Origin of the sequence: unidentified bacterial endosymbiont, from assembly GCF_918797525.1 — a bacterium.
Taxonomy (GTDB): Bacteria; Pseudomonadota; Gammaproteobacteria; order Enterobacterales; family Enterobacteriaceae; genus Enterobacter.
In genome coordinates, this window is record NZ_OU963893.1 from 1,664,542 (window position 1) to 1,685,317 (window position 20,776).

The window sequence follows — 20,776 nt, forward strand, 5'->3', positions numbered from 1 at the left end:
TTTACACTGCTGGCTGATTTTTACTGCCTGGATTGCTTTGCATGCAACTACTCCTCCTTGTCTGGCGTCAGTATCGCTGGCCCTTTATTGCGGTAATGGCGCTCAGCCTTGCCAGCGCGGCGTTGGGCATTGGCCTGATTGCGTTCATCAACGTGCGTTTGATTGAAATGGTTGATTCCTCTCTGTCCGTGCTGCCGGAATTTTTGGGATTGCTTCTGCTGCTGATGGCGGTCACGCTGGGCTCACAGCTGGCCCTGACGGCGCTGGGCCATCATTTTGTGTTTCGTCTGCGCAGTGAATTTATCAAGCGGATCCTCGACACCCAGGTGGAACGCGTTGAGCAACTCGGTAGCGCCTCGCTGCTGGCGGGGCTGACCAGCGACGTCCGGGCCATTACCATCGCCTTTGTTCGTCTGCCGGAGCTGGTACAGGGGATCATTCTGACCTTCGGCTCGGCGGGTTATCTCGCCTGGCTCTCCACCAAAATGCTGGCGGTGACCGCGCTGTGGATTGTGATCACCATCTGGGGTGGGTTCATGCTGGTATCACGCGTCTATAAACATATGGCGGTGCTGCGTGAAACCGAAGACAAACTGTATAACGACTACCAGACGGTGCTGGAAGGGCGTAAAGAGCTAACGCTAAACCGCGAGCGCGCTGAGTATATCTTTAACAACCTCTATATTCCCGATGCCCGGGAATATCGCCACCACATTATTCGCGCGGATACATTCCACCTGAGCGCGGTGAACTGGTCGAACATCATGATGCTGGGCGCCATCGGCCTGGTGTTCTGGATGGCAAACAGCCTGGGCTGGGCCGACACCAACGTGGCCGCGACCTATTCGCTGACGTTGCTCTTTTTACGTACCCCGCTGCTTTCCGCCGTGGGCGCACTGCCAACCCTGCTGAGCGCCCAGGTGGCATTTAACAAGCTCAAGAAATTCGACCTTGCGCCGTTCAGGGCCGAGTTCCCGCATCCACAGACATTCCCGAACTGGCAAACGCTGGAACTGCGTAACGTCATGTTCCAGTATCAGGACAACGCATTTTCCGTTGGGCCGGTTAATCTGACCCTTCATCGCGGTGAACTGGTGTTCCTGATCGGCGGCAATGGCAGTGGAAAATCGACCCTGGCGATGCTGCTAACCGGCCTATACCAGCCGCAGTCGGGTGAAATTCTGCTGGATGGACAGCCGCTGAGCGCAGAAAAACCGGAAGATTATCGCAAACTCTTCTCTGCCGTGTTCACCGACGTCTGGCTCTTTGAGCAACTGCTGGGGCCAGAAGGCCAACAGGCCCGTCCGGCGTTGGTGGATAAATGGCTCTCGCATTTGCAGATGTCGCATAAGCTCGCGTTGCAGGACGGGAAAATCCTCAATCTCAAGCTCTCGAAAGGGCAGAAAAAACGCGTTGCGCTGCTGCTGGCGCTGGCAGAGGAGCGAGACATCATCCTGCTGGATGAGTGGGCGGCCGATCAGGATCCGCATTTCCGCCGTGAATTTTATCAGGTGCTGCTGCCGCTGATGCAGGAGATGGGGAAAACCATCTTTGCTATCAGCCACGACGATCACTACTTCATCCACGCAGATCGCCTGCTGGAGATGCGCGACGGCAAGCTGAGCGAACTGACCGGCGCGGAGCGCGCTGCGGCATCCCGCGATGCGGTGGCACGCACGGCCTGATGTCTGAGACCAGTCCCTCTCCTCAATCCGGGCAGGAGAGGGCATAATTTCCCGCCAATTCGCGGCTTTTTTCTTCATCCCACCGCATTGTATATTCTTATTTACATATACCCGCGCTATGCTTGATGTCATCTCATCTTATGGATTTATGATTGATGTCGTTATTAAAGAAAAACAGCGCACGGCAGCGTGACCAGGAGCGTGCGCGTCTCATCTGGCTTCTCACCACGGATAAAGCGGTAACCTCCACGCTATTAGGTAAATTGACCCTGGCTGAGCAATATGATGTCGGTACCCTGGCCGACGATATTGCTGAGGTAGGTGCGCTGGTCGCTCATTTACCCCCGCCTGACCTGGCGGACACCCTGGAAGCGTTGCCTTCTGAAGAACGCCACGCCCTGTGGCGTCTGGTAGAGGATCACGAACGTGGACAGGTCCTGCTGGAAGCATCCGAGAACGTCTGGGACGATCTGATTGATGAGATGAGCGACCGGGATATTCTTGATGCGCTACAGACGCTGGATATCGATGAGCAGATCTACCTTGTTCAACACCTGCCGCGCAACCTGACGGGACGCCTGCTGGCCTCGCTGCCGGCGGAAGAACGCGCGCGGGTGCGCCAGGTAATGGACTACGAGAAAAACACTGTTGGCGCGATCATGGAGTTCGGCGTTATCACCGTGCGCCCGGACGTCACCCTCGGCACGGTGCAGCGCTATTTGCGGCGTCTGGGCAGTATGCCGGATAACACCGATAAGCTGTTTGTCACCGCCCGGGATAAAACCCTGCTCGGCGAGCTGGAGCTGAAAACCATTCTCCTGAACAGCACCCAGCGGCGGGTGAGCGAGGTAATGGAAACCGAGCCGATGGTTTTCTCCCCGGAAGATGATGCCGAAAAAGCGGCACGTACCTTTGAACGTGATGACCTTGTCAGCGCCGCGGTGGTAGATTCTGTGGGCAAACTGATGGGGCGTCTGACCATCGATGAGATCGTTGATGTGGTCTACGAAGAGACCGATAACGACTTACGTGCGCTCGGCGGGATCAGCGCGGAAGACGACGTTCACGCTTCCGTTGGCAAGGCGGTTAAAACCCGCTGGGCATGGCTGGCCATTAACCTCTGTACCGCGTTTATTGCCTCGCGCGTCATCGATGGCTTCGAACATACCATTTCACAGCTGGTGGCCCTGGCCTCGCTGATGCCCATCGTGGCGGGGATTGGTGGTAACACCGGCAACCAGACCATTACCATGATCGTCCGCGCCCTGGCGCTGGAGAATATACAGCCGGGTAATTTTGCGTTTCTGATCTTCAGAGAGATGGGCGTCGCGCTGATTAACGGTCTGGTATGGGGCGGCATTATGGGCGCTATCACCTGGTGGCTGTACGACGATATGGCGCTGGGTGGGGTGATGATGCTGGCGATGGTGCTCAACCTGCTGGTGGCGTCGATGATGGGGGTGATCATCCCGCTGACGATGACCAAACTGGGACGCGACCCCGCGGTGGGGTCGAGCGTAATGATTACCGCCATCACTGATACCGGCGGTTTCTTTATTTTTCTTGGTCTGGCAACGGTTTTTCTGCTTTAGCCCGACGCTTAATCCGGGCGGGCAGCACAATCATGACGACGATCCCGCCCAGCACGCCAATGGCCAGGTTGCCGGTTGACACCGTTGCCGCAACGGTGACCAGCATGACAACGGTTTCCGCGACCGGCGCACCCTTCACTATTGCAGGCTTCAGGCTATGCCAACTGAAGGTTTTGAAGGCGACAATGGCCATGATCCCCGCCAGCACGGCCATGGGGATTTTGGCCATCACTTCGCTCAGTGCCGTCACCAGCACCAGCAGTACAACCCCTGCCGCAACGGTTGAAATACGGCTTCTGCCTTTGCCCATCTCCACGTTGACAATGGTTTGTCCAATCATCGCGCAGCCTGCAATACCGCCATAAAGTCCGGCCAGAATGTTACCCACACCCAGGCCGATGCTCTCCCGGCGTTTGCTCGATGGCGTTACGGTCAGTTCATCCACCAGTTTTGCCGTCAGCAGGGACTCCAGCAGGCCAACAAAGGCGATGCTTAACGCGCACGGCCAGATGATGCTCAACGTCTGCAGATTCAGGGGCACCAGCAGTTGCGTCAGGCCAGGCAGACCGCCGCCCATCGAACCTTCATCCCCGACCGTGGGCAGGATCTGCCCGCTGGTCACCGTGAACAGCGTCAACACCACAATCGCAATCAGGGGGGAGGGGATGCTTTTGATGTAGCGCGGCACCCATAGCACAATCAGCAGCGTCAGGACGAACAGGCCGACAATCAGCGGGCTACGGCTCCAGAAATGGGGCACCTGGGCAAAGAAAATCAAAATACCGAGGGCGTTAACAAACCCGGTCATTACCGACTGGGGAATAAAGCGCATCAGCCGCGCCATCCCCAGCACGCCGAAGAGAATTTGGATACCCCCGGCCATCAGTACGGCGGGCAAAATGTACTGCACACCGTGCTGATGCACCATCGGGCCAATCACCAGCGCAACAGAACCGGCGGCTGCGGTCACCATCGCCGGACGACCGCCGAGGAGCGACAGCGTGAGGCACAGCACCACCGACGCAATCAGGCTGACTTTCGGGTCAACGCCTGCGACCACGGAAAAGGAGATCACTTCGGGGATAAGCGCCAGTGCGGTAATCACGCCCGCCAGCGTTTCCCGCATCAGCCGGTGCGGTGAGCGTAATACCGTGGCGACGTGGCCTTCAGAAGAATGAGGTAATGACATAACAGTTCGCTGGTTAGGGCAGGCTTCCGTGCGCGCGATCACAAAGTGCAGCATAGTAGCCAGAAAAACCGTCCATTGCCAGCGACGTGGTGTTATCCCATACAAACAATCCATCATTAAATTTCACAATTACAATAATTATTTAACCTTTTAACCCTATTTAAAAATTGCTACCGTGCCCTCCGCAGTTTTTCTCACCTGCAATTTCCACGCATCAGCGTTATTTAACTAAGGCATAAATTATGAAAAAAATGACTGCCATGCTCTTTTCTCTGGCTGTGGGGCTGAATACCGTCTCTATGGCGGCGAAAGCAGACGCACCAAAAGAGCAGGAAACGGACGTCCTTTTAATTGGCGGCGGCATCATGAGCGCCACTCTGGGAACCTATCTACAAGAACTGCAGCCAGACTGGTCAATGACCATGGTCGAACGCCTGGATGGCGTGGCACAGGAGAGCTCTAACGGCTGGAACAACGCCGGTACCGGGCATTCGGCGCTGATGGAACTGAACTACACGCCACAGAAAAAGGACGGTTCCATTAGTATCGAGAAAGCGGTTGAGATCAACGAAGCCTTCCAGATTTCTCGCCAGTTCTGGTCTCACCAGGTCAACAGCGGCGTGATGCACGATCCGCACACTTTTATTAACACCGTACCGCACATGAGCTTTGTGTGGGGCGACCAGAACGTTAACTTCCTGCGCGCACGCTATGCAGCGCTGCAGCAGAGCACCCTGTTCCGCGGTATGAAGTACTCTGAAGATCACGCCCGGATCAAAGAGTGGGCGCCGCTGGTCATGGAAGGGCGCGACCCGAACCAGAAAGTGGCGGCCACCCGAACGGAGATTGGTACTGACGTCAACTACGGTGAAATCACCCGTCAGCTGGTGGCTGGTCTGAAGAAAAAAGAGAACTTTACGCTGCAGCTCAGCACCGAGGTGCGCGGTTTCAAGCGCAACGCGGATAACAGCTGGAGCGTCACCGTTGCCGACCTGAAAAACAATGAGGCCGAACGCGTCATTAAGGCGAAGTTTGTCTTTATCGGCGCCGGCGGCGCGGCGCTGAAGCTGCTGCAGGAATCTGGTATTCCTGAAGCGGACGACTACGCGGGCTTCCCGGTTGGTGGACAGTTCCTGGTCTCGGAAAACCCGGAGGTGGTTAACCGTCATCTGGCGAAAGTGTATGGTCAGGCCTCCGTGGGTGCGCCACCGATGTCTGTTCCACACATTGATACGCGTATGCTGGACGGTAAACGCGTAGTGCTGTTCGGGCCGTTCGCCACCTTCTCGACTAAGTTCCTGAAAAACGGCTCCCTGTGGGACCTGCTGAGCGCGACCACCCCCTCTAACGTTATGCCCATGATGGATGTCGGTCTGGATAACTTCGATCTGGTGAAATACCTGATAAGCCAGGTGATGCTCTCAGATGACGACCGTTTCGAGGCGTTGAAAGAGTACTATCCGCAGGCGAAAAAAGAGGACTGGCGTTTGTGGCAGGCGGGCCAGCGCGTACAGATAATCAAAAGCGATCCGAAAGAGGGCGGCGTGCTGCGTCTGGGTACCGAAGTGGTGAGTGATAAAGACGGCACTATCGCCGCGCTGCTGGGCGCATCGCCCGGCGCGTCTACCGCTGCGCCAATCATGCTGCACCTGATGGAAAAAGTGTTCAAAGATAAAGTCGCCAGCCCGGAATGGCAGGCGAAACTGAAAACCATTATTCCTTCTTATGGTACAAAGCTGAACGGCAATGTCGATGCCACAGAGCGGGAGCTGGAATACACCAGCCGCGTACTGCAACTGCAATACGTTAAACCGCAGGCGGCAGAGGCTGCGCCAAAAGCTGAACTGAAGCCACAGCCGGAAAACAAACCGGTGGCGGGTATCGCGCTCTGATGGATAAAGGCCGGGTGAGCGCCCGGCTTTTTATCAACGAACGACCGCTTGTCCGACAGCTTCATCCGCCTTCCACACGCGATATTTCACATCAACATTATCAGGCGTAAACACCACGATTGGCAACTTGCTGTTGTAGCGTATCAGGCTGTTTTCACCCAGAAATGCGGTGACGAATTTCTTCTCTTTCTTACCGTCCGGACAGGCCATTTTGGTCGAGATCCCGGATGTCAGCTTATCAAAGACAAAGTAGTCGTATCCCCAGCCTTCCAGGGTTTTGGTCTCCAGCCGACCGCCCAGGCGATGAAGGTTACAGTCCACTTCCAGCGTCTGGCCGATCAACAATTCCACTTTAAAATTCGCTTCATCCTGCTGGGCCGGTAGGTGAATGACTTGGCGCTTCATCCCTTTTTCCGCCTGCGGATAAGGGGCAATTTTTTCCAGCGGCTGCTCTTTTGGCGTTTCATTAGCGAAAGCGCTGCTGCTGAAGCAGGCGGCGGCAATCATAGCGATGGCAAATTTAGGTGCGTTTTTCACAGTCATTCCTTTATGTCAAAACGTTCAAGGTGAGATTAGCATAACGTCGATCGCGCCTTAGCGTGATTTACTCACTTTTTCAAATTGTACCGAGGAATAAACTGCCTGTGACCGTGTTTATGCGTGGATCGCGCCATATTGGAGTCCTGCAGGCGATCGTGTTATTTTATGCGCTTGTTAATGTTATTCATCTGTAAAGGGACGAGAGACATGGTTCGCGCAAAACTGAAAACACCTGAAGGCCGCAAGTTCCTGTTAGCGCTGCTGGTTGTATTTATGATTGCTGCCGCATGCGTTGGGCGGGCAACCATTGTCGGGGTGATTGAGCAGTACAATATTCCACTATCTGAGTGGACGACCAGTATGTATGTTCTGCAATCGGCGATGATCTGCGTGTACAGCCTGGTATTTACCGTTCTGCTTGCCATCCCTTTGGGGATTTACTTCCTGGGTGAGCGCGAAAAGCGCTAAATCCATTACTGCCTTAAACAAACCAGCCTGCGGGCTGGTTTGTTATTTCTGCCGCGCGTCAGCATCGTTAATTACACTATCTTCAATTAAAATAATCAGTTAACTACTCACGGTAAATACATCGCCGTTAATTCAACGCTGCGAAAGCATGATTTCATGCAAATAAAACAGAAAAATAAATGACAGGGACTAAGCTTTTAAAGGCTCCTTTTGGATCAGTTTTAATTCGAACATGTCCTCTGATGAATGTTGAAAAAGGAACGATATGGAAGGCTCAACCGAAAATAAGTTATCGCAATGGTCACTGACGGCGTTGGTCGTCGGCTCCATGATTGGCGCAGGGATATTCTCCTTACCTGCAACATTCGGCAGGGCCACCGGTGTGCTGGGGGCAATCATTGCCTGGTGTATTGCTGGTGGGGGGATGTTAATGCTTGCCTTTGTATTTCAGACGCTTGCAGAACGTAAGCCGAATCTGGATTCCGGGGTATTCATCTATGCAAAGGCGGGTTTTGGTCACTATCTCGGATTCACCTCGGCCTTAGGTTTTTGGGCCGGAACCTGTATCGGGAACGTCTCGTATTTCGTGTTGATAAAATCGACCCTCGGCGCATTTTTCCCGGTATTTGGCGATGGTAATACCCTTTTGGCGGTATTGTTCGCTTCAGCACTCCTGTGGGGATTCCATTTCCTTGTGCTGCGCGGTGTAAAAGGCGCCGCTTCCATTAACACCATCGCCACGGTTGCAAAAATAGTTCCCATCATTTTATTTATCGTCGTTTTAATTTTTGCCTTTAATAATGAAACCTTTATGCAAAACTTCTGGGGAACGCCACCGGCGCAACCTGCCGCCTTGATGATGGATTTACATCATCTTGATGAGTTTGGTTATGCCGGCCACGCGGCAACCCATCTGCCGCCAGCGGAATCACCGGAATCGTTGTTCAGCCAGGTGCGCAGTACAATGCTGGTGACGGTATTTGTCTTTTTAGGCATTGAAGGGGCGAGTATTTATTCGCGATATGCCAAAAAACGTAGCCACGTTGGGGTGGCGACTGTGCTGGGCTTTATTGGCGTACTGTGCCTGCTGGTGATGATCACTATGCTCTCCTACGGTGTATTGCTCCGTCCGGATTTAGCCGGATTGCGCCAGCCTTCAATGGCGGGCGTGCTTGAAGCGGTGGTAGGGCGCTGGGGGGCAATTTTCATCAGCGTCGGGCTGCTGATTTCGGTACTGGGGGCGTATCTCTCCTGGTCGCTGCTGGCTGCCGAGGTCTTGTACAGCGCAGCAAAAAGTCAAAGCATGCCGAGCCTGTTCGCCCGGGAAAATACAAATGCGGTTCCCTACGCCGCCGTGTGGCTGACCAACATCACGATTCAGGTCTTCCTGCTGCTCACCCTGCTGAGCGACTATGCCTTCCAGCTTGCACTGGAACTGACCAGCTCTCTGACGTTAATACCGTATCTCCTTGTCGCGGCATATGGGTTAAAGCTCGCCTGGACAAGAGAAAGTTATGAACTAACCCCTTCAGCCAGACAAAAAGATCTCATTATTGCCGCCGTTGCCACCTTCTATTCGCTGCTGATGATCTACGCCGGAGGAATGAAGTATTTACTTTTGTCGGCCATTATCTACGGGCCCGGCACAATTTTATATCTTCTGGCGAAACGCGAGCAAAAAGCGAAGGCGTTTACCTCTGTTGAGTTAGCCATTTTTGTGGTGGTCATGATTGCGGCGCTGTTTGCAATTTACAGTTTAGCAACCGGTGCAATTACCATTTGAACGAGGAATAAAATATGCCAGATCATGTAAATAAAGGTCATCCGCTGGGCGTGCATTCCGAGGTGGGGAAATTGCACAAGGTGATGGTTTGCGCACCGGGTAAAGCGCATAACCGACTGACGCCAAGTAATTGCGATGAATTGCTGTTTGATGATGTCCTGTGGGTTGAGAGGGCGAAAAGAGATCACTTTGATTTCATGACCAAGATGCGAGAAAAAGGCGTTGAGGTCGTGGAAATGCACAACCTTCTGGCAGAAACGCTAACCCAGCCTGAGGCCAGAAAATGGATTTTGGACCAGCAAATAGTGCCCAATGAAGTCTCCCTGGGCATTTTGACTGAAACGCGCAGTTACCTCGACGGCCTGGCGCCGAGGGTGCTGGCGGAAGTGCTCATTGGCGGTCTTTCAACCACCGAACTGGCTCAGCAGGGGTATGCCGACCATGAAGAACTTCAATTGATTCGTGAGGCGGTAGGGATCACTGAATATCTTCTGCCGCCCCTGCCGAATACCCTCTACACGCGGGATACAACGTGCTGGATCTACGGCGGGGTGACGCTCAACCCGTTATACTGGCCCGCGCGACATGAAGAAACCCTGCTCACCGCCGCAATCTACCGATTCCACCCTGATTTTGGGCCAGACAAGGTGAAGGTCTGGTGGGGGGACCCAACCGTCCACCATGGCACAGCGACCCTGGAAGGGGGAGACGTCATGCCCATTGGCAACAAAACGGTGCTGATTGGTATGAGCGAAAGGACATCGCACCAGGCCATCACCCAACTGGCCAGTCGACTTTTTGCCGATAGCCAGTCGGGCGTTGAAAGAGTGATGATTGCTGCCATGCCGAAGCTACGCGCGGCAATGCACCTGGATACCGTATTTACCTTCTGCGATCGTGATGTTGTCACGCTCTATCCGGCTATCGTGAATCAAATTAAGACCTTTTCGCTACGTCCTGATAGCGGGCCTACGGGAATGAAGTTAAGCCGTGACAGCGATAACTTCGTTGATGCCGTCGCGGATGCCTTACATCTTAAAAAACTGCGGGTGGTGGAAACGGAAGGTAATGACTATGACACCGAGCGCCAGCAGTGGGATAGCGGAAATAATATGGTGGCGCTTTCTCCGGGGGTGGTAATGGCCTATGACCGTAATACCAAAACCAACACCCAACTGCGTAAGGAGGGGGTTGAAGTAATAGAGATCGTCGGCAGTGAATTAGGCCGTGGCAGAGGCGGCGGGCACTGTATGACCTGTCCTATTATCCGCGACCCTGTCGACTATTGATCGCTACGAGGGATGCTAATAAATGTCCCGGGCGGCTGCGACATATTTGCCGGACGACCCCGGTTAAAAACGCCAATCCGGGAGATGAAAAAACCTGAATGGAAAACTGTCCGTGTTATCAGGGCATTTGCAGACCATGATTAACCTTCTGAAATCAAGGTGCGTATATGAACTCAAGGATTTTATTCACACTGTTCGCATTTGCTCTGGTGGGCTGCTCAAGCACCAGCAGCCTTTCTGGTGACGTCCATTCGGCCTCCGCTTCCGGGCGGGTGCAGCAGGTCCAGTTCGGGACGTTGGTCTCTGTACGCCCGGTACAAATTCAGGCCGGTGACGACAATAATGCGCTGGGCGCAGTCGCGGGTGGCGTGCTGGGTGGCCTGGCCGGTAGCACCGTAGGGGGAGGGTCAGGACGTCGTTTAACCACGGCGACAGGTGCTGTCGCGGGCGGGCTTACTGGCCAGGCGGCTCAGTCACGAATGAATCGGGTGCAGGGGGTAGAGCTTGAAATCCGCTTAGATGACGGAAGAAGCATTGTTGTTGTTCAACGTCAGGGAACCACGCGATTCTCAGCCGGACAGCGCGTCGCCATCTCTTCCACAGGCGGGCAGGTGACCGTTTCGCCGCGCTGAGGAGGATATAAAAAAACCAGCCGTGAGGCTGGTTTTGAAAAGATTTTGGTCGGCACGAGAGGATTGGAATAGTTCATTCAACGGTATGAATTTATAGGTATTTAAAAATTATTTCTATGATAAATATGCCTATCCAGATGCAATAAAATATGGGCTTATGAAATTTGCTCACTTTTCCATTGTCGACCTCTGTTGTCGACTGCCCGGTAAAGATAAGCCCACCGACCATTGACCTTAACGTATGTCTCATCAATGTGCCACGGACAAAGATCGGAAGGGTTACGCCAGTACCTGCGCAGTCGTTTTTCCATTTCCGGTGCGTAGCGCTGGACCCAGCGGTAAATCGTGGTGTGATCGACATTCATTCCACGCTCGGCCAGCATCTCCTCAAGATTGCGATCGTAATAAAAAAACAGTGTGTTACCCGACCATTTCTTAACGCGACAGAACCGGGCAGGGCACCTGGCAACATGCCTCCGCTGGTCTCCACTGAGATCCTGCCTCAGTACCGCGCCGGAACGGATGCCGGTGCGTCAGATAAGGCCACTCACGTCACTCAACAGAAAAACCGGCAGTCAATGACGCATGTGGGTATCATTACCGAATGCTACCAGCCCCGCGAAGACAGGTTGCGGGAAACCGGCACCTGGTGGGTCAGTGAATGCGGTCTGCGCTTCAGAAAGTCCACTGGCGCTGCGGTCGGAAGCGGTGTCTGGAGTGCAAACCGTCTTGATTTGAGCAGCATCCGGGAAATTAAGTCCGGTGAATAATCGTCAGGGCTCGGTCTCGAGGTTAACAACCCCCAGGCAGATGTATGATGCCTTACTTCTTTTTCTTGATGGCGAACCTTACGGTACTGCGCCTACCGAAAGGGCAAAACTGTAAATTGCTCATCAAATGACCTGTTTATCCAATATATCCTCTCAGCTACTTTCTGCCGCCTGTCATATGTGACTAAAAATCGTTTTTTGAAAGCCCTCAATCTTAAAATCTGCAATCTTATAATCCTTAGTGAACTCATATGTTAACAATATTTATGTACTCAACAACGAGGAAAATAAATGCCAATAAATTCTATTAAAAATAATACCATAGTGCCTATGAATGACATACGGCAAGAGCGGAGCAAATTAAGCAAGCTTAAAAACGACCTATCGCAAAACCTCTCAGATATCAGAAATTGCGTAACTAAACTAAACAAATCTATTACCGCACATAACAAAAGTATTGCCGGTAATCAGTCATTACTTAAAAGTCTTCAGTCAGTCTCAGCAAAACATGGTGAGGATGCCTCTGTACGTCTGAAAAATGATCATTTCAAATACGGTCAGGCTAGTAATTTTTTTAAAAATACTTTTCATGGTAATCGTTATCAGACTGAGCGCGAAGCCGCAGTCAAAATGGTCAATGCTGAAGGGAGTAAAGTATCTGCCGGAATGGTGATAAATACGTTACAGTCAAAAATTGATAGTGCCTTGAGTGAGGTTAATGAGCTAAAAAAAGAGGTCGCCGGGTATGATAAGAAAATTGACGATATCGAGGCGAGAAAATATGGCATAGAGAAAAAAATAGACAAATTTGCTAAAATTGAAACCGATGCGAAAAAAGCTGATGAAAAAAACCATAAGGCTCGACAGGAATTTTCCATGATATACCAAAGTAATGTGGGATTCAAAGCAATCAATGTTGAGGCACGCCATCAATTTAGTAACGCTCCCTCAGCGGGAAAAGTGAGCGGTAATAAAGTCGTTGAAGAATACCGCAGGGTTCATGGATATGAGATTTTTAGCCGTGGTAATAAGGTTCTTGAATCTACTATCAAGACAAATTGTAGCAATCTGAGCGAACTGGTGAAAACGGGTGCTAAAGCATGGTACACCCCGACAGGAAAAAATATTACAACTTACCGCGGCCAGGGAATTACACCGAGTGGGATTAATAAGTTAATTTCACGATTCGATGCAGATAAACAGAACAAAACAGAAACTGTGTACAACCTTGGGCAATTCTTCTCCACATCCAGACATGTAAATGTTGCCAGCGATTTTGCAAAACGTAGCCCGGATAGTGAAAAAGTTATATTCAAGGTGAAAGGAAATAGCAGCAACGGGTTATCCGTCCCGGGTGGCCTGTCATTTGAAAATGATGAGGGCGAAAGGCTGTATTCCCCGCTGGCGAATTTCAAAGTTACAGCCGTATCCAGAGTAGCGTCGAATACCTACAATGTCACATTAGAGGAAGTCACAAAGGGTGACAAGGCGCAGCCCCTGCCCTATTAACTAAAAGTGCACTGTTGTAAAGTTAGCGATGAAGCTGATCCTACCCACGTACTGTGGACACAGCCCTAAGTGAGGTTCTGGTTTTCAAATTGTTCCGGGCTAAGTCCACCACAGGCACTGTACCGACGCCACCGAGTGCAATCGCACTCAATATAATTAAATACCGTCGTTCGCATGATTTCCCGGCTGACGAGGCAACGGAGCAGATAGCAACACATTGTGAGTTGTAGGTGTCCTGGTTTTCCAGAACCATGCGTTCAGAGGGAAATCGGTTATGTTTTGTCATCCTGGTTACCTCTCTCAAAGAGTGTAGTCTCCAGGATTACCGGGGCGGTTCAAGACAATAAAAAAACAGCAGGTTTCAACAACCTACTGTTTAAACTGTTTTTTAAGGTTCTCTCTGAACTTCACTAGACAAAACGTTGGGATAATTTTGGTCGGCACGAGAGGATTTGAACCTCCGACCCCCGACACCCCATGACGGTGCGCTACCAGGCTGCGCTACGTGCCGATGCATGTAAAGAATACTACTCGATTCCGCTTCGAATGCAAGAAGAACACGACGCTAACTGGTTTAATATTAGCCAGTTAGCGAGAAATCCTTTCCCGGCTACCCTGTCCTGTATGCATACCGAGTTTAAAAAGCGGTGATATGTTCAATGTGCCAGGTGCTCAAGTGGCCGGGAAAAATGAGAGTTTCAACATCGTAAAGGAATTAGATGATTCAAATAATCAGTAATTTATCCGCAATCGCCATCCAGCCGCCTGGCTCTTTAATTAATTTATCAACCTGATGCTTACCCCAGACGAAACCGGTTAATCCTTTTCGTTCAAATAATTCAAAGAGGATCTCCCTGGCAGGGCCAGACGCTTTCTTGTTTCCCTGTCCGAGCGTTTCCAGGAGAATCGTTTCTTGCATAGCCCGCCAGTGTAAATCCATCGCGGTAAAACGACAGACATTGGAGTATTTAAAACTAATCCCTAATTTTGCCGCCGAGCTTAAGGAACTACCGATGATGGAAAAGGCTGTAGATAAAGCAGGGATGGCAGATAAAAAAGCGAAGCTGACCTGTCCTCCCCGTACTGCCAGTTTGAGATTTTTCAGGGTGATGATGACATCAAGCCACGCCTGAATGGTCGCACTCTCTTTATATTTCGCCGCTATATCCCGCAGGCCGGCCAGATGCCTCATCGTCGATGCACAGGCCGCGCCTCCCTGGCCGACGGTACCGACATCTATACATGTGACCAAAGAACCGCCTGCGCTGGCAATGGCGATAGCCGAAGACGCCGCTGAAACATAGCCGCGCTTTTTTATATACTTGATCGTTTCCAGGCTGGGGCTGTCATCATGTTGGTTCCAGACAAACCATGGGTTTGGCACCGGCGTGACGGGATGGTTATTGATTAAGCTGTGAAGCTCTTTAATGATCGTCGTGGAGGTAGTCAGTACGGGCAGGCTGGTCAGGGTATCGATTACTGCGGTGCCGCTGTCGGCTATCGCCCAAAATATCTCACTTTTATCAATATCTTCTTTTGCGGAAAGTTCGATGAGTGATCGAATCTCTTTATAGTATTCTGTGTTTGGCATGTATGGTTATCCTGAATGATAATCTGTTGCTGTTATATAATTCATTTCGGAGCTATGTAGTCAATAAATCTGATTAATATCGTAGAGTATCAAAAAGTTAGGCTATTTATTCAAATAGCCTAACCATTAAATTAAGTTGGGTTTAAATTACAAATGCGTTTTTTGACTACTCTTTAAATATTGACTTAAATTTTCTCGGCTTGGTTTTACTCCAGCATCTCTGAGATATTCTAAGTTTTCAGTACTATATCCAATTTCAAACTTCTTAAATTCTGCACTGATTAAATTGTGTGTATTGGTTATATTTTTATTAATACGTTCAACACTTTTTTCAAGTGCAATAATTTCTTTCGCGTCTGTTAAGCAGTCGTGCCATGCATCGTGCCCAGGAAGATTATTATCTTTCCGTTTTTGTATTGTGTGTGTCCTTTCAAAACGACCTGTAGATTCTACGGATTTATAAGTACTTTCTCTCTTCAGATGCCCAACAGCAGCTTCTGCAGCATTTCTCTTTAATGTTATACTGGCATTAGGGTCAAGGCACTTGTTTTTTAACGATGTAATATAAGGATCATTACGAGGATCAATATTATTTAATCGTGCGTTCAACTGCGATTTACGAATATGAATTTTTGTGTTGAGGTTAGTGACAGTTTCTGTAGCGGTTTTATGTTCAACCATGCTCTTCAGAATTCGCTCATATGATTTAGCTTCTTCGGATTTTATTTTGATTGCATTGTTAATAATTTTATTAAGTTTGTTGATCTTAGTCTCGGTTATACTACTATTTTGATTTCTGATGACTGTCCGCAAATCTTTTAAGAACGATATATCACTGTGACTAACTTTATTTCCCTGTTTGTCACGTTCCTTTATGCATTTTTGTAAGCTATTAAGATCACTTTTACTCACATATTGTTGTATGTGTGCACCATCACGTCGAGCTGCGGTTAAAGCATCCTGATGCAAAGAACTAGCGTTCGCAAGTTGCTGGTTCATATTTCCGATAATAGTTGTCATATTTTACTCCTCAATTAGCAACGCTAAATGGTCAGACAATAAGGGTTAATGATTGAAAGGGATATAATCTATGCTCTCACAGAGTAGCAAGGGTAGGGAAGTCCAATTCTGGTATCAATGATGTGTATTAATCTCTGCATGGTAATCGGTAGGGGGGGTCAGCTATAGAATACCCAACTATTCGGGTATTCTATATGATTAGACTTTAAGTCTGGCAGGATGTAAATATTAGCTAATGAAAACAGGAAAAGTGCTGTTTATGCTAACGCTGCCGTCCTCTGTGGTCGTACAGAGCTATTGTCCTCTTCCCCCAGCATATCATCCACCGGCGGTAGTTGTGGAAAATCTATCACGCTGTCTGCGTCCTGGCCTGCCCTTGCATTCTGAACGTCTGGCGTGCGAAGAGCATCAGGGTCAGCAGTCTCATCCACTGCTTCGACATCTCCTACCTGTGCCGCTTGGGTTGCTTCGGCATCTGACCCCTGCTCTGCGTGGACTACTTCGGCATTTTCAACCTGCTCCGCTTGTGCTTTAGCGAGTTTTTCTGCCTGCTTGTTATGGCGAGTGTTGAGAGCAAGTTTAGCGAAAAGAGGAACAGAGACTGCCATAGAGATAGCCCCGAATGTTTCCATTCCAATGAATGCCGACTGTGAAATACCTGGTTGAGTCACCGTTGTTTGTTCATTTATATAGTTTTGAACACTTTCTTTCACTGTACCCAGCTTCTCGGATACCGCCTCGGCGTTTTGACTGTATGCGCTGGCATCAGCGCTGAGTTTATGAAGGGTATTGCCTGCCTGGCTGATTTCGCCAGCCCGGGTATTGATCCGTTGGGCTGTGTTATTTAACGCTTTTTCAGTGATTTTTTCGGCCTGTGCTGCAGCAACTTTTGCTTCTATTTCACACTCAGCTTTGGCAGCCTCCGTCAACTGACCGTTTGAAATAACATTACCGGAATCATCAATCGTCATCTGTTGATTATTCGGATCCTTATACGCTTCTGCTTCTGCGGCAGCGAGTTTGGCATCATAAGCCTTCTGCGCAACATCCTGACTAATCTTCTCATTTTCATTATTCAGCATATCGGCGAACTGGTTCATCTTCTCCGCGCTGTTATCGCATTTATCAGCAAGTTTATCCAGCGCTTCGCTCATTTTTGCTTCAGCTGCTGCATCTTGTTCCAGACTATCAATTGCATCATCCAATTCAGCGGGCAAATCGCTTAACTGTTCGGATGCATCCGTTTCCGTGGAACCGCCGTCCTGTTTTAATATCGCACCCAGCGCACTGACCAATGCACCCGTGACGACAGATACCAGGCCGAAAATAGCAAGGAACATGCTATCAGACATCCGGTGTGTATGTTTGGCTTCTTTGGCTTCAACTGACTTAGCGGTCGCGGTCTGGGTGCTGCTATCAACGTTCTGATCATCAGTAATATTTGCGACCTCTCCCTCATTAGAAGAGTTACCGACCTCTCCATTACCAGAGACATGACCCATATTTCCATCAAGAGAATCAGAATCAGAATCAGAATCAAGAGAATCAGAATCGACATCTAACCCACCAGGTAAATAACCACCATTGCCAGAAGTTAAAGCACGCACATTCTCTAACTGTGCTTGTCCTAATTGAGAGGTCTCATCATTAACTCTTACTTCATTTAAATTATCAGGTCGAGTTAATAAATAAGAAGTATCTTGCTCGGCATGTTGGTATTGTGAAGATGTGGCTATGTCAACGTCGTGGTTTACAAGCTGTTCATTAAAAAAACGTATCGTCTCTTGAACTTCTTTAGGTGTTTGAGATTCAGGAGCATCATTCTTCATGACATTGATGCCGTCTGCTTGACCTGATTCGTAAAGTTTTTTGCTAATTTCAAACATTGTTTGAGCTTTTAGGATACGCTCAATTTCATCATCAAGTTCTCTTTCTTTTTGTGCACTTGCATCAGATGTTGATCTCTGATCTTTAGCAGATTTAGGAATCTCTGGAAGAGGTCTATCTGCTAAACTTTTGGTCGGTTTACTTTCTGATTCTTTAGCGGCAGCTTTAGGCTCTGAGTTTACGGTACTGGCGAACAGACCCGCTTTTTTAAGGTCTTCGGCTATCTTTTTGACGTAGCCAGGACCCTTAGGAATCTCACTTCCAGTCTGTGAAGCTACTGCGTTAGCGGTATCGCCCGCTGGTTTAGATCTGACACCGCCGTTCTGTCTTGAAATTTCTTTCGAAGCATTCGTTGTTCCACCACCATCAGCAAATGCAGAAGCCAGAATTTGCACTGAATGACTAGTAAGCTCCGGACTATCACCTAAATTATTAATAACATTATTTGTAACGGCTTCCATATTCGCGGGTTTGTTAGCTAAATTCGAACCTATACCCTCAAAATTTCTGGTTACAGCAGTAGTCAAATTATCAGCGAAATCGGGATTATTAATTTGATTACGCCCCTTATCAGAAATTACTCCTGAAACAGCGTTTTTCAGTTCAATGCTAAAGCCTTGTGTAAGAACAGGTGATCTTGCTTTGCAGTCATATTTCCGAACGGTCATTCCTATGTTATTAGTGGCTTGGGGATGATCATTTTTATTTTGACTCGTAATACGAGAAGAACTAGCATGTTCTGTATTACGGGGGCTTGACGTCGATTGCAAACCAATAGTAGTTGTCATAACTAGCTCCATAAATAATTAACGAAGGAATTTTTACAGAGAATATGGTATTTAAAGTGATGATAAAGGACAATACCTTTTTTTAAAGGTGTGCGGGTCTATTATTGGACTTGTATGTGTGTAATGCCATTTATTGATTTTGAGGGGCTGTTTTGCGACTCTTGCACAATAATAAGAGACGTAAGGAAAGCGCAATGGCAACGTGGCAAGATATTCCCGAAATGATCTTCTTGGCTCCAAAAATGAGTGATGTTAAAGAACATAATAGCTTTAATGTTCAAATAAGTTTTTTGTCCGGGAAAGTCATTAAATGCAACACCGAAGCGTGGTTGTTGCTGGTCAAGTTACCGACCCCGGCAAAAGAACTCATTTTTCGCTGGGTTAACTGCTGTGGCGTCCTGTTGGCGGCAAATGAGGGTTGGCATTATGGGGTTATGCAACGCAATGATGCCTGGTGGTTGGTTCAACGCTTTACCGATCAGTATCCTGTTAGTGCGTTACGTCGTAAGGTGCATGAGCAAATTGCGGTAGCCACGCTGCTTGGTCGACGCCTTCAGAAACAATTACAGAATGTCATGAAAAATGATAAGCAGTTGAATTCATTTTACATGGCAAAAAACGGTCTGGTATGAAAAACTGGATTTTATCACTTACGCTGCTTCTGATGCCGCTTGAGTCATCATTAGCGGCTGTGCTTGACTGGAAAGGGTCGCCTTTTTTTGTGATGACTCACGGTATGCCTGTGACCGAGTTATTGAAAGATTTTGGCGCAAATTATGGCGTGGCGGTTGTGACCAGCCCGCTGATTCATGACGTTTTTATTGGTCGTTTTGATAAAGCAACACCGGAGCAGCAACTGGATATGCTCGGGCGTACGTATAATCTGGTTTGGTATTATGACGGTAAAGCACTTTATGTGTATAAAAATAGTGAGATAGTCTCTTCTGTTATTACACCAGAGTTTGATACGCGCGACCAGCTTAAACAATATCTACGCCAGACTGGCGTACTTGCGAAGGGAACATGCCAGGTACGCCAGATTGGCGGTTCACAATCATTTGAGATCTACGGGGTTCCGGAGTGCATTAAGCGCATCACTGAGATTGCGAACCAACTCAGTATTTCATCGCGTAACATGGCACAGGTGGACCAACAAAAAGAAGACGTTCAGGTATTTCCGCTGAAATACGCTTCAGCAACGGATGTTACCTATCAGTATCGCGACCAGAGTGTGGTTATTCCTGGGGTTGTGACCGTGCTGCAACAAATGAACAACTCCCAGGCCGTTAATAATGGTGCCACGCCAACGCAGCTCACCGCTGCGCAACAGCAGACCGAAAGCAGCGGGCCGACATTCTCTGCTGACCCGCGGCAAAATGCGGTGGTTGTTCGCGATCGTGATGCCAACATGGCCATGTACCAAAGATTGATTTCACAACTGGATCATCGCCAGGATGCGATTGAAATTACGGTATCTATTATTGATGTCAATGCCGAAGATCTTGGGGCATTGGGTATTGACTGGGCTGCGAATGCAGATATCGGCGGCATGAATCTGCAGTTAAATACCAATTTATCCAGTGCTGGGGGCTACGCGACTTCGGTCATTACCGATGCCAGTGATTTCATGGTGCGCGTTAGCGCGCTGGAGCAAAAATCGCAGGCCAAAGTGCTATCTCAGCCATCCGTGGTGACCTTAAATAACGTCCAGGCGGTACTGGATAAAAATACGACCTTTTATACCAAACTGGTGGGCGAAAAAGTGGCACAGCTCGCCTCTGTCACCAGCGGTACCTTAATGCAAGTGACGCCGCGCGTGGTAAAAGACGGGACAGGAATTGCTGAAGTGTTGTTGTTCTTAAGCATTCAGGATGGAAGCCAGCAGACGTCTGGGCCTGGCGCCAACGGTATGCCGCAGGTGCAGAACTCAGAAATTGATACACAGGCAACGTTGAAAAGTGGACAAAGCCTCCTGCTCGGCGGTTTTATTCAGGATCAGGATGTTATTACCGAACGCAAGATCCCTTTCTTAGGCGATATCTGGGGGATTGGCAATCTGTTCAAAAGCAAAGAAAAAACGAAGATACAAACTGTGCGCCTTTTTTTAATCAAAGCTGTACCACTTAAGATCTGAGGCGCGT

16 protein-coding genes, 1 tRNA gene and 2 pseudogenes are annotated in these 20,776 nt (G+C 49.4%); 11 read left to right on the forward strand and 8 right to left on the reverse strand.

Annotated elements, in window-relative coordinates:
* Positions 1-41 precede the first annotated feature (41 nt).
* Positions 42-1,685: a multidrug ABC transporter permease/ATP-binding protein gene (locus NL510_RS07920; protein WP_253383331.1), complete on the forward strand. Its 1,644-nt coding sequence runs from the start codon at positions 42-44 to the stop codon at positions 1,683-1,685.
* A 155-nt stretch (positions 1,686-1,840) separates the two neighbouring features.
* Positions 1,841-3,277: a magnesium transporter gene (mgtE, locus tag NL510_RS07925; RefSeq protein ID WP_253383340.1), complete on the forward strand. Its 1,437-nt coding sequence runs from the start codon at positions 1,841-1,843 to the stop codon at positions 3,275-3,277.
* Here the strand turns inward: mgtE and NL510_RS07930 are convergent.
* Positions 3,240-4,520, reverse strand: coding sequence for a SulP family inorganic anion transporter (locus NL510_RS07930; RefSeq protein WP_253384807.1), 1,281 nt, complete (start codon positions 4,518-4,520; stop codon positions 3,240-3,242). The genes mgtE and NL510_RS07930 overlap by 38 nt on opposite strands.
* A gap of 188 nt (positions 4,521-4,708) precedes the next feature.
* Here NL510_RS07930 and mqo point away from each other — a divergent pair, with 188 nt between their 5' ends.
* Positions 4,709-6,358, forward strand: coding sequence for a malate dehydrogenase (quinone) (gene mqo, locus NL510_RS07935; RefSeq protein WP_253383342.1), 1,650 nt, complete (start codon positions 4,709-4,711; stop codon positions 6,356-6,358).
* Positions 6,359-6,391: 33 nt separating this feature from the next.
* On the opposite strand, the gene eco is transcribed toward mqo, so the two are convergent.
* On the reverse strand, positions 6,392-6,901 hold the full coding sequence (gene eco / locus NL510_RS07940) for a serine protease inhibitor ecotin (protein WP_253383344.1): 510 nt from the start codon (positions 6,899-6,901) through the stop codon (positions 6,392-6,394).
* A 204-nt stretch (positions 6,902-7,105) separates the two neighbouring features.
* Here eco and NL510_RS07945 point away from each other — a divergent pair, with 204 nt between their 5' ends.
* The 4 genes from NL510_RS07945 to NL510_RS07960 all read left to right on the forward strand — a co-directional run bounded on the left by NL510_RS07945 (position 7,106) and on the right by NL510_RS07960 (position 11,070).
* Complete coding sequence (locus NL510_RS07945) at positions 7,106-7,366, forward strand: DUF2534 family protein (RefSeq protein ID WP_253383346.1); 261 nt, start codon at positions 7,106-7,108, stop codon at positions 7,364-7,366.
* 265 nt (positions 7,367-7,631) lie between these two features.
* The gene (locus tag NL510_RS07950) at positions 7,632-9,149 is read left to right on the forward strand and encodes an amino acid permease (RefSeq protein ID WP_253383348.1); all 1,518 of its coding nucleotides are present in this window, start codon (positions 7,632-7,634) and stop codon (positions 9,147-9,149) included.
* Between the two features lie 14 nt (positions 9,150-9,163).
* Complete coding sequence (gene arcA, locus NL510_RS07955) at positions 9,164-10,438, forward strand: arginine deiminase (protein WP_253383350.1); 1,275 nt, start codon at positions 9,164-9,166, stop codon at positions 10,436-10,438.
* A gap of 167 nt (positions 10,439-10,605) precedes the next feature.
* Positions 10,606-11,070: an outer membrane lipoprotein gene (locus tag NL510_RS07960; RefSeq protein ID WP_253383352.1), complete on the forward strand. Its 465-nt coding sequence runs from the start codon at positions 10,606-10,608 to the stop codon at positions 11,068-11,070.
* A gap of 182 nt (positions 11,071-11,252) precedes the next feature.
* Here NL510_RS07960 and NL510_RS07965 read toward each other — a convergent pair.
* Positions 11,253-11,468, reverse strand: a pseudogene (locus NL510_RS07965) (DDE-type integrase/transposase/recombinase); the annotation flags it as partial.
* Between the two features lie 72 nt (positions 11,469-11,540).
* Here NL510_RS07965 and NL510_RS07970 point away from each other — a divergent pair.
* The gene (locus tag NL510_RS07970; RefSeq protein WP_253383354.1) at positions 11,541-11,840 is read left to right on the forward strand and encodes a hypothetical protein; all 300 of its coding nucleotides are present in this window, start codon (positions 11,541-11,543) and stop codon (positions 11,838-11,840) included.
* Positions 11,841-12,131: 291 nt separating this feature from the next.
* Positions 12,132-13,349 (forward strand): ADP-ribosyltransferase domain-containing protein, encoded by a 1,218-nt coding sequence (locus NL510_RS07975; RefSeq protein ID WP_253383356.1) that lies wholly within the window; start codon positions 12,132-12,134, stop codon positions 13,347-13,349.
* A 65-nt stretch (positions 13,350-13,414) separates the two neighbouring features.
* Here NL510_RS07975 and NL510_RS07980 read toward each other — a convergent pair.
* The 5 genes and pseudogenes from NL510_RS07980 to NL510_RS08000 form a co-directional block, all read right to left on the reverse strand.
* Positions 13,415-13,540, reverse strand: a pseudogene (locus NL510_RS07980) (IS3 family transposase); the annotation flags it as partial.
* 243 nt (positions 13,541-13,783) lie between these two features.
* Positions 13,784-13,860, reverse strand: a tRNA-Pro gene (locus tag NL510_RS07985).
* A gap of 213 nt (positions 13,861-14,073) precedes the next feature.
* Positions 14,074-14,940, reverse strand: a complete 867-nt coding sequence (locus NL510_RS07990) for a hypothetical protein (protein WP_253383358.1) — start codon at positions 14,938-14,940, stop codon at positions 14,074-14,076.
* Positions 14,941-15,087: 147 nt separating this feature from the next.
* Positions 15,088-15,960: a hypothetical protein gene (locus NL510_RS07995; protein WP_253383361.1), complete on the reverse strand. Its 873-nt coding sequence runs from the start codon at positions 15,958-15,960 to the stop codon at positions 15,088-15,090.
* A gap of 257 nt (positions 15,961-16,217) precedes the next feature.
* A complete protein-coding gene (locus NL510_RS08000; RefSeq protein ID WP_253383363.1) occupies positions 16,218-18,635 on the reverse strand; it encodes a hypothetical protein in 2,418 nt (805 codons plus the stop codon).
* Between the two features lie 194 nt (positions 18,636-18,829).
* Here NL510_RS08000 and NL510_RS08005 point away from each other — a divergent pair, with 194 nt between their 5' ends.
* Entirely contained in the window at positions 18,830-19,267 is a 438-nt protein-coding gene (locus NL510_RS08005; protein ID WP_253383365.1) for a hypothetical protein, read from the forward strand.
* Positions 19,264-20,769 (forward strand): EscC/YscC/HrcC family type III secretion system outer membrane ring protein, encoded by a 1,506-nt coding sequence (locus tag NL510_RS08010; RefSeq protein WP_253383367.1) that lies wholly within the window; start codon positions 19,264-19,266, stop codon positions 20,767-20,769. The genes NL510_RS08005 and NL510_RS08010 overlap by 4 nt, the downstream gene beginning before the upstream one ends.
* Positions 20,770-20,776: the final 7 nt, after the last annotated feature.